This is a genomic window from Halomonas sp. TH-94 (genome assembly GCF_057473365.1).
In genome coordinates this window covers 1-14,006 of the sequence record NZ_JBYCKL010000045.1, presented here as the reverse complement: position 1 = coordinate 14,006, position 14,006 = coordinate 1, and the positions used below count along the sequence as shown (strand labels likewise).

The window sequence follows — 14,006 nt, the reverse complement described above, 5'->3', positions numbered from 1 at the left end:
AAGAGGCTGCTATTCAAGAGTAGCGAATACTGTAGGAGGTGGTTAGGCTAGGCAAAGTCACTGTCGGAGCACAAGTAGAAAATGCCCGCCGTGGGGAACTGGCTTGTGCCGATGAATTGGGCGCTGAGCAAGAAGCGGTTTCTCGACGCTACCTTGCTACCTTAGAGGTCGGCAGCAGGCAGAAATACTTTAAAAAAAATTACGCTGCACAGAGACGAATTCTGTTCACTCTGGCCACTTTGCCCGGCTTTGGTCCATAGACGTCTTGCAAGCGCAGCCATCAGCTCTCTCCGATCCCAAGACGCGAGACAGCCGAAAAACGCTATTGGCAGTCATGGAGCGCGCTCCGTGCAGCTGGCAACACTTGCCAGGCCAGGAGGTTACTGTAAAGGTAGTGTAAACCTCGTCGTGGGTGATCGCATGACAGTCGAACCTCCTCAGCAGGCGCAGCAATCCTTCCACGAGGCCCTCATGGGGCATCCGCTGATTCGTGAGCTCTGGATTCACTTCCCCGAGAACATGTTCCTGGTAAGTGTGGAAGACGACGGCCACTTCACGGTCGAGGCAGCCAACCCGGCACAGCTCGACACCATCGGCCGTGAGTGCCTGGGCCAGCCGCTTCCGGCGTTCATGCCGGCTCCTACGGCTGAGGCGATCTATGCGCGCTACCGCGAATGCGTGGCGCGCAACAAGCCGATGCGCTATCAAGAGCATGCCGCGTTCTTCGACGAGCATGGCAACGAGCAGTACGGCTACTGGCTGACGCTGATCGTGCCGCTGCACAATGCTGCCGACGACCCGCAGCGCGTGACCCACCTGTTCGGTATCGCTCAGGACGTGACCGAACTGCACCAGGCCCGAGATGCGCTGGAACGCCACAATCAGGTGCTGGAAGCTTGCGTGGAGCAGCGTACCGCTGAATTGCAGCACGCCAACCGCGAGCTCAGGCTGCTCAACGACCAGCTCAAGGAGATGGCGACCCGCGATTTCCTGACCGGCTGCTACAACCGCCGCCATATCGAGACCCTGGGCCAGCGCGAAATCGAACGGGCAAGACGCTATGACACTTCGCTCAGCGTGTTGATGATCGACCTGGACGCCTTCAAGCAGGTCAACGACACCCAAGGCCATGCCGAAGGGGATGCCGCGCTCAAGCGCGTTGCCGAGAGCCTGCAGGGCGCCCTGCGCGCAAACGATCTGCTGGGCCGCTTCGGCGGTGATGAATTTCTGATCCTGCTACCCGAGAGCAGTAACGAAGACGCCCGCGCCACCGCCAAGCGACTGCAGCAGCAGACGCATGAACTGACTGCCATCTCGATCAGCGTGGGGGTTGCCACCCTGCGCCGCGAAGACAGTCTGGAAGGCATGGCCGCCCGCGCTGACCAGCAGCTACTTGCCGCCAAGCGCGAGTATCATCGAAAGGCGTCCGGTTAAACACATTCCACGAGAAGGTGGTCGTCTAAACGGGAACGTTAGCAGAGCGAAGGAGCAGGCGAATGGCATACCTGGCAATGGCCGTAACCCTGCTGCTGGCGCTGGTACTCACCGGCGTACTGGCCATGCAGGCCTGGCGCCTGGCCGATAACCGCGCGATGGAGGATGCCTGGGCCTGGCTGCGATCCCAGGCGCCCGCCACCGTCGAAACGTTCGACCCCGCCATGGTGGAAGGCCTGCCCGACGCCGCTCGGCGCTACTTCCTATACACCATCGCCCCGGGCACACCGCTTCATATAGTCAGTGAAGTTCATATGAGCGGCGAGATCGGCCTCGGCACCAAGGGAAACACTCCACAAAAGCCTGTGCGAGCGAATCGCTGCGTTGCGCGGTGCTCGGAATCCTCATATATATCCCCATATGCTCCGGTTCCTGCGCACCGTGCGCCTTGCGCTTCATCTCGCTCGTCAATTTGTGCAGAGCTTCCCACGGAAGCCCCCGGCTACCGTCCCATGCGGGCACGCCAGATACTCGCTCCACCGCACGGCTTTATCTGGTGCCTCGAGCGAGCCGGCGCCGGCCTCATGCAGATGAGCGGCTCGGACGGCATGGCGGAAGGCCGCTCCTGGACGCGCTTCTGGCTCGACGGCACGCTACCCGTCGCCAGGGTAGGAGGCGATGACAACCACCTGCGCGCCTCGTTCGGCCGAGCCGTGGCGGAAGCCGCCTTCTGGGCTCCGGCAGCGCTGCTGCCCCAGCACGGAGTGCGTTGGGAAGAGACCGGCGAGCCCAACCTGGCACGAGCGATCATCACCCACGGCACGCTGGAACAAGCCATAGAGATTGCCGTGGCCGAGAACGGCCAACCGCGCTGGGTGCAGTTCCAACGCTGGAGCAACGCCAACCCCGAGAAGGAGTGGCGGCTCCAGCCCTTCGGCGGCTACCTGGATGGCTTCCAAGACTTCGAAGGCTTCACCCTGCCCACCAGAGTCGATGGTGGCAATCACTTCGGCACAGAGGCGTACTTTCCGTTCTTTCGGGCAAGGGTGGGGGAGGTGCGGTTTCCAGCGCCTTAGCGCCCAGCCTTTCGTTGGGCTGCGTTGATTCCTGTCATGGGACAAATCATGCTCCGATGCTAGGCTGAAACGCAAAGATACATAACGTCACATGCGTTACGCACAGGGGCAGCCCGGATGGATAAGGAACTTCCGTACCGCGATCGCGCTTTTCGTACTTGACAGTCGAGTGCAGGTTACACCGGCGAGTGCAGCTTGCTGATTCCAAAGACGTCATCGAACTACGCGAACGCGGCTACCAACCACACTGACCGGTATCGACCCAAAGCGGACATGGATGAAAAGGCAGCGAACGCGTAGTGTAATAATTTTGATCGCGCAGGTAGTTTTCATTGGGGTGCCAAGCGGTCGGCCTAATTCTTTTGGGCCCCAAAAATAGAGGATCGCTACAAGTCAGATGTATTCGGCAAAATATTTTTGCATGATTTACGAATCTGGCGCAGTGCTTTACCCGATCCTTATCAAGAACAAGAGACTGCCACGGTAACCTTCAAAAATGGATAACAGAATTTTTGAGTTGAGAAATACGTGGTTCACAATTATAGGCAGTTTGCGACCATGTTCGTCCATTTATATTTCGACCAGCATGAATGTTAAAGTCTAAGAAGGTGCCTCATGTCACATCTGTATTTTTTATGGAATTTTAGTCGCACTTTATAGGAGAAAAGCGATGGAGCTTATCGGCCGTACTATCATGTCTGAGTTTTCGGATTTTAACGATTTGGGTGAATTTATTATTGTAGTCATTAGATTGCTATTCGCCGCTATCTTGGGTGGCCTGCTTGGGCTGGAACGAGAAAAGCGGGGCAAGGCTGCTGGGGTACGTACACATATGTTAGTTTGTATGGGGGCTGCTCTATTTATATTTATCCCACAGCAAGCAGGTATTTCGGATCCTGAGATGAGCCGTGTCATTCAAGGGGTGATTGCCGGCATCGGCTTTCTGTGTGCCGGAACCATCATCACCCGCAAAGATGAACAAAGCGCTTCTGGGCTTACCACTGCTGCTGGTATTTGGTTCACGGCAGCCATAGGAATAGCCGTTGGTCTGGGGCGCGAGCAGACTGCGGTGCTGTGCACGGTTCTGGCTTGGGTGGTACTTTATGTGATGCCTTTCATTATTCGCTCAAACCGCAATAAAATCCCATGATGCTGTACATTCAAAAATTAAATTTTTTCAGAAAATCAGCATTGCACCTGACCATTTAATTGAATGCATTCCCCACACTTACAGTCACAGGGTGTTCATACCTCGCGCCGGCAAGCATACAAAAATATCGACTTTTCTGAACGTCCGCTTGTGGCCGAAAGAGGAAGGTTCGCCTATGCTTGATGTGAGGCAGATTGCTGCTTACAAAGCTATAACGACATTCAGGCAAAGGCAGCAGGCGCGCTCATTGCTATTAGTTATTCCATCCTGAGGCAGAAATTTCTTATGAAGTTAGCAACTGGAAGCTCACAGTTTTGTTGAACCTGCTGCTTGTCGCGATCGGGGTTTTTCTTCTGACAGGTGGCGGTGAGGCACTTATCAGAGGTTCTCTGGCTGCTGCAAGTCGACTGGGGATTTCACCTTTGCTCAGCGGGTTGCTGATTGTGGGTTTCGGTACGTCTGCTCCAGAGTTGGTTGTTTCAATCGATGCGGCTTTGAGTGAGCGGCCAGACATCGCAATCGGTAACGTTGTAGGGAGCAATATTGGCAATATATTGCTAATTCTAGGTTTGTGCGCGCTGATAACACCGCTTGCTGTTAAGCCGCTGGTGTTGCGGCGTGATGGCGTCACTGTTGTCGCGGCTAGCATTTTGTTTCTTGTTCTTGTCGGTGGGGATGCCTTGGAAAGGTCTGACGCTGCCATATTCCTGTTGGCGCTAGCCGCTTATCTGATATGGGCTTATGTGTCTGAACGGTCCGGTAAAGTTCCTTCCGCAGAGTTGCACAGAGCTGAAGGGAAGGAGATGACTTCGTTACCAAAAAATACGCTATGGATAGTCATGTCGATTGTGTTGGGTTTGGGGCTTTTGATCGCGGGCTCGCAAGTCTTGCTAAAGGGAGCTGTGGGAATAGCCGAGTCATTTCGTGTCTCAGAGGCTGTAATAGGCCTGACCCTTGTGGCGGTTGGTACGTCTCTGCCCGAGCTTTCCATCTCAGTAATTGCGGCATTACGGCGGCATGCCGATGTTGCTATTGGAAATATTCTGGGAAGCAATACTTTCAATCTCCTGGGAATACTCGGAATTTCCGCGTTCCTGCAGCCTCTTCCAGTCCATGAGCGAATCTTGCAGTTTGATCAGTGGGTCATGCTGGGAACGTCGCTAATTCTGTTGCTTTTTCTATACACTGGGAGTCGCCTTAGCAGGCTCGAAGGCGGGTTGCTCATGCTCGGTTACGTAGCGTATGTCGGTCTGAGTTTTACGATATTCCGTTCATAAGCTCCTGGCGTAAAAAATTATTCATGTCAAGTTCAGCGTAACTTTTCTGGTTTTGGATACGGCTAAATTACTAAGCTGCGTGTGTTGGCGACGATATATGAGGTGTAGCCGAACGTCCGCTCTTGGCCGAAAGCCGACATCAACAACAGTGTTGATATCGGCTTCTCTACTACCTCCCAAGCACATTCGCCGCTGCCGTAGCTGCCAGAAGGCGACGCGTCATCTTTCAAGCCTCTTCTCTGCCTTCATCACTCATCACGACCCGATTCCTTCCGTCGTGCTTGCCAGCGTACAGGGCTTGGTCGGCCTGGTTGATCAAGGCGTCCAGGTCGGTGCTCTCGTCAAGAACCCCAGCAATACCGATGGTGACGGTCAGGCGGCAACTGGAGTCTTTCTCCATTACCGGCAGCTCGGCGACCTCCTTCTGTAGCCGCTCCGCCACCAACCTAGCGTCTTCAAGATGCGTGTTCGGTAAGGCCACGATGAACTCTTCGCCTCCGAAACGACCTATTACATCCCCGGGTCTGAGGGATCGCCTGCAGGTGGCGGCAATCGCGCTTAGTACACGATCCCCCTGGCTGTGCCCCCAGGTATCGTTGATGGCCTTGAAATGATCGACGTCGATCATGAAAAGACTGAAGGGCGCCTTTTCGAGCTGCGAGCGTTGCAGCAGCTTCTGGGCTTGCGTCATGAAATGACTCCGGCTATCCAGCCCCGTCAGCGCATCGCGCTCGGCGACCCTGCGCAGCTGCGCTTCCAGCGATTTTCGGTGAGTTATTTCCTCGACCAGCTGTTGGTTGTGAACTCGCTCTTCCTGCAATAGCGCGAACTGGCGTCGCTGTAGTCTTTCCAACCGCAACAAGGCGAAGAAGCCTACGACGTTTGTCATGATGAGCAGGAGCAAAATCCGCAGTGTGGCCACGGCGGGAATATCGGCCGCCATCACCGCTGCGGCCAGGAAGCCGACGCTCAAGTAGAGGCTGGCGATGGCCACGACGGGCAACAGGTTGGGGATCAGCAGGTAGAACGCCATGGTGGCTACTACCACTGCGGTGACCTGAGTGGCGAGGCTGTCGGGGCGCAGGGGAACGATCAGGATAATGCCTGTTGCCAGTATCCAGAGTGGCAGGGCATGCAGCCAAAGGTTGTTGGAATAGTTACCCCTGCGTGCGAGCACGAAGGCGAGAGTCAGGCAGGAGCCGATCACCACGGCGCGCATGGCTAGCAGCAGGTAGAGCTCCGTGCTCACGCCGGTGTAGTAGTAGTCCGAAATGGAAAACATGCCAAAGATCAGGGCCGACACGATCAGTGTCAGGCAGGCCTCGAGTCTCACTCTGGGCTCGATGTCCCTGCGGTACGTGGCCTCCCTGTTCGGCTCAAGAAATTGACCGGTCAGGCGGTGCAGCGGGTATTGTGTTGTTGGTGACGACAAAGGCCGACTCTCCCCGTTCTTGTGATAATCGGATACTTCACCGCCGTAGAGTTCGAGGTGAGCGCCCTTACTGCCAGCCTGATGCAATATAAGGGTTACAAGAGGTCTGGAACACAAGCGGATTTAACGATTCCCCCTGTTTACAACCCACTCACTCTGACCACCTCCCTTGTCACCGCCTCATCCAGCATTCCGCGTCCGCTCTCCACCAGCGTGAGCCAGTCCCGCGCGCGGGTGATGCCGGTGTAGACCAGCTCCCGGGTAAGGATGGGGTTGGGGGCGTCGGGGAGCAGCAGGGCAGTGTGGGTGAATTCCGAGCCCTGGGATTTGTGTACCGTCATGGCGAACACGGTTTCCACCGCCTGCAGGCGGCTGGGCAGCACCCACTTGATGTCGCCGCTGCCGTCGCTGGCGGGAAAGGCGACGCGCAATAAGGTGCGGCCGGGCGATTCGCTTGCGCTGCGAGCTTCGGGCACGGCGAGGGTTATGCCGATATCGCCGTTCATCAGCCCCAGGCCGTAGTCGTTGCGGGTGACGAGCACCGGGCGGCCATCGAACCAGCCCTGTTCCAGTTCCAGGTCGCTGGCCTTGAGCCAGCCGGCGCGGCGCAGTGCACGGCCGATGCGCGGGTTCAGGCCGTCGATGCCCCAGGGGCCTTTTCTCAGTGCGCACAGCAACTGGAACTGGCCGTGGGCGGAGAGTACTTGGCGGGCCCAGTCGTCATAGGGCTGGCGCGCTTCGCCTTCTCCGAAGTAGGGCTGGGTGGGGCGCGCCGCCTGCATCACGTCCAGGTAGTGGGCGTAGCCTCGCGGCGGGGCGATGGGTTCGCCGCGTCGGTCGTGGCGACCTTCGCCGCTGTTGGTGAAGCCGGCGGGGTTGCCGTTTACCACCAGGCGATCCAGCGCCGGGTCGTCGGCGTCCGCCAGGGCGAGGCGGGCGATATCGGCGTAACCCTGTTGGAAGATCTCCCGTACCGCGCGTTTCTTCTCTTTCTGGCCCTCTTTCTCATTCTGACCGGAACCGAGCGGGCGATTGACCGCTTCGGCAAGCTGGCCGATGCCGCTTTTCGCATCGAAGCGGTGGCTCACCCGCAGCATGGCGATGGCCTGGTCCAGCGGCTGGCCCGGTTCGTTGTAGAAAGTGTCCTTGTACTGCTCGGGAATCGGCGTGCCGGTCACCCGTTGCAGCCAGTCGCAGGTAGCCGGGGTGTAGTGTCCGCCTTCGGCGCGCTGGCACAGGTCGCCGAGCACGGCGCCGGCTTCCACCGAGGCGAGCTGGTCCTTGTCGCCGAGCAGAATCAGCCGCGCCTTGGGCGGCAGGGCGGTGAGCACGGCGGCCATCATCTCGATATCCACCATCGAGGCTTCGTCGATCACCAGGGCGTCCAGCGCCAGCGGGTTGCCGGCGTGGTGGCGGAAGTGGCGGGTATCTGGTCGCGAACCCAGCAGGCGATGCAAGGTGGTGACCTCGGTGGGAATGCTGTCGCGCAGAGTTGAGATATCCACACCCTGTTGGCCCACGGCGGCGGCCAGTTCCACCAGCGAAAGCCCCTGCACCTGCTTGGCGATGGATTCGTTGAGCCGTGCGGCGGCCTTGCCCGTGGGGGCGGCAAGGCGAATGCGCAGTGGGCGCGGGGCGGCGGAACCCGTTGGTGTGGTGTCGCCCAGGGCCAGGGCCTGCAGCAAAGCGAGCAGCTTGACCACGGTGGTGGTCTTGCCGGTACCGGGGCCGCCGGTGATCACGGCGAAGCGCGAGCGGCTGGCCAGCGCACAGGCGACCTGCTGCCAGTCGAGCTCATGCCCCGGGGTGAAGAGTGCGGCCAGCGCCCGGGCCAGGGTGGCGGTGTCGGCTTCTGCGTCGGTGGCGGCAGTAAGTCGGCTGCCGATCAGGCCGCGAATGTCCTGCTCGTACTGCCAGTAGCGGCGCAGGTAGAGGCGCACGTTGCCGTCGCGTTCGCTGCGCACCAATGGCGTGTTTCCGGGCTGGGGAGTGTTGCCATCTGCCACCAGGGCAGGGTGGTTCAGGGCATCGCGCCAGGTGGCGAGATCCAGCCCTGCCATCAGCTCGCTCGGCAGCGGCGGTGGGTCGCTAAGGTCGTCGCCTTCCGGCGGCAGCGAGAGCGCCAGGTCGGGGGCGGCCAGGGTCTGGGCGAGGTCGAGACACACGTGGCCGCGGCCGAGCTGATGGCTGGCAAGGGCAGCGGCGAGCAACAGCAGGGGCGGGGCGTCGTTCACCTCGCGCTGGAAGAAGCTGGCCAGCGCCCGATCCAGTGCGCGCAGCCAGCCGCGTTCCACCCAGCGGTCGAGCAGGGCGAACAGCGCCTGGGTGTCGTGGAGTGCCGCCTGTATGTTGACCTGTGCAGCCTGGGGCGCTTCGGCGTCGCCGGATTCGTTCAGGTCGGCGAACAGGTCCAGGGTGGCGTCGTCGTGGTGCTTGCTGCGCTTGCTCATGCCGGCGCCTCCGTTGCCTGGGTGGCGGCGCCTGCCGCTTGGGTGTCGCCCTGGAACAGCGCATCCATCGCTTCGATCAGCTGGCGTGGGGGGCGCTCGGCGTGTACGCCGCGGCTCTCTGCATTCGCGCCCCTGAGAAAGACCGTGAGCGAGCCGCCGATGTGGCGGTCGTAGTCGTAGTCCGGCAGGCGTGCCTTGAGCAGCCGGTGCAGGGCCAGCAGGTAGAGCGCGTACTGCAGGTCGTAGCGTTTCTCGGCCACCGCCTGGCGCATCGCCTCGGGGCGGTAGGCGCTGTCGTCCGGCCCCAGGTGGTTCGATTTCCAGTCGGCCACGTAGTAGCGCCCTTCATGCTCGAACACCAGATCGATGAAGCCCTTGAGCATGCCGTTGAGGGTATCGGTATCCAGCGCGGGGCGGGGCGTGCCCGGGAGTGTGTAAGTACTTACGAGGGCATCCAGCCGGCGGGTGTCGACCTTGCTGGCGGCGAACCAGAATTCCATCTCCACCTGATAGCTGGTCAGCGCTTCGAGCCTGAGGTTGCCGGCGTTGTCGGGCAGCGGCAGCGGGGCGGCGAGCAGGGTGCCGAACCAGGCGTGCAGGGTGTTCAGCCACGGCTGCCAGCCGCGCACCTGGCAGCGCCGCGCCAGGGTCTCTTCGCGCAGGGCCGGGTCGCGGGCCACGCGGGTGAAGCCCAGTTCCCCGGCCCATTCGAGAATGCCGTGCAAGAATATCCCAGGCCCGGGGCCTCGGGGGAACCGATGTAAGGAAGGCAACGGTTCGCTCTGGCCGCTGTCGCGGGGTTCCTCCAGTACCTCCAGCGCGGTGGCTTCCATGGCGGTGGCCGGTTCCGGCATGCTGCCGTTTCGCTTCGCTTCGCTGTCATGCAGGGTGGGGGGTAAGTCAGTCCTTACTGGGGCGCTTGCCATTTCTCCCGAGAGACGCAGCGCCGAGTAGCTGGCGATCCACCAGTGCTCGCGGGCGGGGCGCGTGGGCGTGCGCGCTTCGCCAAGGACATCGTCGCGCTCTGTTTGGGTGACGATCTGGGCGTGGGCCGGCGGCGCCGAGGCGATCTCGATGGCTGCGCAGGCGCCCTTGAGTCGTGCGAGCGCTTCGCTGAATCCAGTCGGGCCGAGCAGGTCGCCGTTGGCCAGCAACTGGCCGATGGCGCTGCCCTCGCCGCCCTTGAGCGGCGCCATGCCGAGCCAGGTGGCGTGGCGCGCACGGGTCAGCGCCACGTAGAGCTTGCGCAGGTCTTCGCCCAGGCGCTCGCGGTCGACGGTGGCCAGCGTTTCCTCATCGGCTTCCAGGCTGATGCGCAGGCGGCCTTCGGCGTCGTGCCAGCGCAGCGGCGAGTCGTCCTTCTTCGTCGGGCGATGACTGCAGATGAAAGGCAGGAACACCAGCGGGTACTCCAGCCCCTTGGACTTGTGAATGGTGATGACCTGCACCAGGTCGGCGTCGCTCTCCAGGCGCAGTTTGTGGGTGTCGCCCTGGCCTTCCGGGTGGGCGATGGATTCGGCAAGGAAGCGGATCAGCGCGTGTTCGCCGTCGAGCTCCTGGCTGGCGTGCTGGAGCAGTTCGCCGAGATGAAGGAGGTCGGTAAGCGCTCTCTCACCGTCGCTGGCAGGTCCCCAGGCGAGTAGCCGGGTGGCGACGTCGAAGTCGTGAATGATCTTGCGCACCAGCGGCAGCACACCCTGGCGCTGCCACAGCCGATGGTAGTCGCGGAACTGCAGCACGCGCTCTTCCCAGGCGAGCTCATCCTCGTTCAAACGATCCAGCGTGACGATATCCAGCCCCAGCACGGAAGTGGCCAGGGCGGTACGCAGCAGGCGGTCGTCTTCAGGCGCCGCGCAGGCGCGCAGCCAGGCGTCGAGCTGGGTCGCGACCGGCGAGGCGAACACCTTGTCCTTGTCGGAGAGGTAGACGCTCTTCACCCCGCGCCTGGCCAGCGCCTGGCGGATCGCCCGCGCCTCACCCAGTCCGTTGACCAGCACCGCCATATCGGAAGGCTTGAGCGGCTTGAGTGCGCCGCCTTCTTGAAAACCGGCGCTGCCGCGCTGGCCCTCGTTGAGTAGCTCGACCATATAGGAGGCGCAGCGCTCGGCCATTACGCCGTGGTAGGCGGTCTTGGAGAGCGGCTCGTCGCTTTCCAGCTGCCACAGGGTCATGGCCGGCAGCGGCTGGCCCTGGCGGGTGAGTGAGTCCTTGCGCCCTTTGGCGCCAACCGCATTGAAAGGAACGGGGTTCCCCTCGGGGGAATTGAACAGGAAGGCGCCGGGCGGATGCGCCTCGGCGAATTCGAAGCAGCGGTTCACGGCTTCGACCATCTCGCTGCTGGAGCGGAAGTTGGTGCCTAGGGTGACGTGGCGGCCTTGGGTATCGCGGCGGGCGCGCAGGTAGGTATGAATGTCGGCGCCGCGGAAGGCGTAGATCGCCTGCTTGGGATCGCCAATCAGAAATACTCCGCACTCCGGCCGGTTCTCGCGGATGCGGTACACGCAGTCGAAGATGCGGTACTGCACCGGGTCGGTGTCCTGGAACTCATCGACCAGGGCGACCGGAAACTGACGGCGGATCTGTGCGCCCAGTGCCTCGCAGTTGGGGCCGGTGAGCGCCCGGTCGAGATGCGTGAGCAGCTCGTTGGGACCCATCTCGGCGCGGCGCTCCTGCTCGCGGTCGAGCCGCGCCCGGCACCAGTGCACGGCGTGGGTGAGCAGATCGGCGTAAGGATCGGGCAGGGCGTGAAGCTCATCCTGCAGGGCTTCCAGCGCGGCCAGGGCCGGATGATTCGGCGGCTCGCCCTTGAGCCAGATATCGGCCATGCCCTGGGGCGTGAGGCGCTTCCAGGCGGCATCGGTCAGGCCGGGCCAGGTGGCATCCCCTTGGCACCATTCGCGCAGGGCGCCGAGCCAGTTGCTGCGGCTTCGGGCATTGAAGCTCTGGCCCTTGAAGGCCTTTTGCTGGGCGGCCTCTTCGAACAGCACCTCGCATTCGTCCACCCATTGGGTCCAGGGGGCCTTGAGCTGAGCCAGGCGCTCGGCGGTCTCGCGCTGGGCGTTGGCCACCGTTTCGGCCGGGGGCGGGGCGCCCTTGTCGAGCGCTTCCGCTTCGGGCATCAGCCCGCGCACCGCCTGGTGCAGCTGCTCAGGGGTGCTCCAGTGGCGCACCACGGTGGCCAGCTCATCGAGGTTGAGCGGGTAGTAGAAGCTGCGCCAGTAGTCGCGCACCACCTCCAGTTCCAGCTCGGTCTGGTCGTTTTCCAGGTTCAGCGAGAACAGGCTGCCGCTGTCGAAGGCGTGCTCGCGCAGCATGCGGTAGCACCAGCTGTGGATGGTGGAGACGGCGGCTTCGTCCATCCATTCGGCGGCGAGCTGCAGGCGCCGGGCGCAGGCGGACCAGGTGGCAGGATCGTATTGGTCGCGGAGGGCCAGAAGCAGTGGATCGGCTTTGGTTGGTGGTACTTCGTCAGCAGGTCTCCGCGGAGGCGCTGTGAACCCGTCCCTGGGCGCTACCGATTCCTTCCCTGGAATCGGACCTCCGCTACGACCTGCTCCCGAAGTCTCGGCGAGGTTCAGGTTCGATTCATGCCCTTCAAGAAAGACATTGGCTGCCTCGACGAGCCGCGCACGAATCCGCTCGCGTAGTTCCTGGGTAGCGGCGTTGGTGAAGGTCACCACCAGGATCTCCGGCGGCGTCAGCGGGCGCTCGAAGGCAGCCTCGTCGGATTCCGAGCGGGCGCCGAGCACCAGGCGCACGTAGAGCAGGGCGATGGTGAAGGTCTTGCCCGTTCCCGCACTCGCCTCGATCAGACGGCTGCCGTGAAGCGGGAACTCAAGCGGCTTTAATTGAGAGACGTCGCTCATGCCTGGCTCCCCGCTTTCTTCGTTTCCTTCTTCCCGCTCTCTTTCTTGTCGCCCTCTTTCTTGTCGCCTTTCACGGCAAGATGCACCGGGGCGAGCAGGCGTTCGGTGAGTTCGGCGAAGCCGAGCCTGTCCTGGCGGGCTTCATATAGCGCGGTGAAGCTGGGCCAGCGGTGGGCGAGGTAGGCGTTGCGGCCCGCCTCGCCGGCGTTGAAGTCGTCGCCGTTGTAGGCGCTGGCGGCGGCGCGCCAGGCATCGCTGTCGCGCTCGGTGTCGGGGGTGCCTAATTTGCTCAGCCAGACGAAGGCGGTATCGCAGGCCAGCGGCAGCGGCATCTGCATGCCGGCCTGCCAGGTGCGGACGATTTCGCGCAGCTGCAGGCGGGCGGCTTCCGGGTCGAGGGGCGGCAGGGTAACGTGGCCGGCCTTGGAAAGCAGCAGGCTGGTCATGGGCCTGTCGTTCAGGTGCCCGGCCAGGTGCGCGACCCAGTGGCGCAGGATGTGCGACCAGCGGTACTTGCCCTTCTTCACCAGGCTGCTGCTGGCGAGCACCAGGCGGCAGCGCTCGCCCGATTCGCTCTCGCGCAGCTCGTCGAGCCAGTCTTCCAACGGCGGGGCGCCGGGTACGTTGAGCTGCACCGGCTCGGGCTCATCGATGGCCCGGGGCCACGCTTCCAGGGCTTCCTCGTAGGCTTCGAACAGCGCATCCATCGGTTCGGTGAGCTGTTCGCGCATGCGCTCGCCGAAGGCGCCCATGGCCAGCACGCCTTGGCCCTGCAGGCGGTCGAGGGTATCGAGCATGGCGGGCAGGCGCTCGCGGCCTTCATCCACGGCGCGGCGCTGCTCGCAGATCAGCAGGTCCTGCAGCTGCCAGTTGGCAAGGCCGTCCAGGTCGAAGGGCTCGTGGTCGAGGCTGACGATGTCCTCGCGTTCGAGAAAGACCTTGAGCCGGGTGGTGAAGAAGGCGCGGGCCGGGTCTCTCAAGAAGCTTCCTAGCTGCGTGATAGTCAGCGGGGCGTCCTGCGTGTATGGCGTCAGGTCGAGGGGCGCCGCTGCCGGGGCCGCTTCACCATGCACCTCGCGCCACTCGTGGGCGAAGGTGAACAGCCGCTGGGCCGATACGCTGCGTTCGGCCTGTTGCGCCTCGGTAGGGAAGTAGGTGCGGCTGAACGGTTGCAGCGGATGTTCGGTAGTGAGGGCGGCGAGTAGGTCGCTGCCGTCGGCTGTTTTCCATCCCGCTTCGAGATGATCGCGCAGCTGACCGACCAGCACCGAGGGCGGCTTCTCGCCGTTGTCGACGATGCTGCGACCCACCCAACTGACGT

At 62.1% G+C, this 14,006-nt stretch carries 7 protein-coding genes and 1 pseudogene; 4 read left to right on the top strand and 4 right to left on the bottom strand.

The annotated features are described in order from the left end of the window. The first annotated feature begins 420 nt into the window (after positions 1–420). From AC2VNO_RS09065 to AC2VNO_RS09050, 4 genes are all read left to right on the top strand, one after another. Positions 421–1,434 carry a GGDEF domain-containing protein gene (locus tag AC2VNO_RS09065; protein WP_486933829.1) on the top strand — a complete coding sequence of 338 codons (1,014 nt, stop codon included), beginning with the start codon at positions 421–423 and terminating at the stop codon, positions 1,432–1,434. 62 nt (positions 1,435–1,496) lie between these two features. Further along, positions 1,497–2,510, top strand: a complete 1,014-nt coding sequence (locus AC2VNO_RS09060) for a DUF6544 family protein (protein ID WP_486933828.1) — start codon at positions 1,497–1,499, stop codon at positions 2,508–2,510. A gap of 670 nt (positions 2,511–3,180) precedes the next feature. Further along, positions 3,181–3,660 carry an MgtC/SapB family protein gene (locus AC2VNO_RS09055; protein WP_486933827.1) on the top strand — a complete coding sequence of 160 codons (480 nt, stop codon included), beginning with the start codon at positions 3,181–3,183 and terminating at the stop codon, positions 3,658–3,660. A gap of 314 nt (positions 3,661–3,974) precedes the next feature. Next, entirely contained in the window at positions 3,975–4,937 is a 963-nt protein-coding gene (locus AC2VNO_RS09050) for a calcium/sodium antiporter (protein WP_486933826.1), read from the top strand. A 226-nt stretch (positions 4,938–5,163) separates the two neighbouring features. Here AC2VNO_RS09050 and AC2VNO_RS09045 read toward each other — a convergent pair whose 3' ends face one another. The 4 genes and pseudogenes from AC2VNO_RS09045 to AC2VNO_RS09030 all read right to left on the bottom strand — a co-directional run. Then, complete coding sequence (locus AC2VNO_RS09045; RefSeq protein WP_486933825.1) at positions 5,164–6,270, bottom strand: GGDEF domain-containing protein; 1,107 nt, start codon at positions 6,268–6,270, stop codon at positions 5,164–5,166. A 239-nt stretch (positions 6,271–6,509) separates the two neighbouring features. After that, the gene (recD, locus tag AC2VNO_RS09040) at positions 6,510–8,819 is read right to left on the bottom strand and encodes an exodeoxyribonuclease V subunit alpha (RefSeq protein WP_486933824.1); all 2,310 of its coding nucleotides are present in this window, start codon (positions 8,817–8,819) and stop codon (positions 6,510–6,512) included. Next, entirely contained in the window at positions 8,816–12,685 is a 3,870-nt protein-coding gene (recB, locus tag AC2VNO_RS09035) for an exodeoxyribonuclease V subunit beta (RefSeq protein ID WP_486933823.1), read from the bottom strand. Before recB ends, recD begins: the two co-directional genes overlap by 4 nt. Beyond that, positions 12,682–14,006: pseudogene (locus AC2VNO_RS09030) on the bottom strand (exodeoxyribonuclease V subunit gamma); the annotation flags it as partial. The gene recB and the pseudogene AC2VNO_RS09030, both read right to left, overlap by 4 nt.

What these genes read in the sequence shown, in the direction of transcription:
- AC2VNO_RS09065 (WP_486933829.1), top strand. Translation starts at nt 421, where the DNA reads ATGACAGTCGAACCTCCTCAGCAGGCGCAGCAATCCTTCCACGAGGCC.
- AC2VNO_RS09060 (WP_486933828.1), top strand. Translation starts at nt 1,497, where the DNA reads ATGGCATACCTGGCAATGGCCGTAACCCTGCTGCTGGCGCTGGTACTC.
- AC2VNO_RS09055 (WP_486933827.1), top strand. Translation starts at nt 3,181, where the DNA reads ATGGAGCTTATCGGCCGTACTATCATGTCTGAGTTTTCGGATTTTAAC.
- recD (WP_486933824.1), bottom strand. Translation starts at nt 8,819, where the DNA reads ATGAGCAAGCGCAGCAAGCACCACGACGACGCCACCCTGGACCTGTTC.
- recB (WP_486933823.1), bottom strand. Translation starts at nt 12,685, where the DNA reads ATGAGCGACGTCTCTCAATTAAAGCCGCTTGAGTTCCCGCTTCACGGC.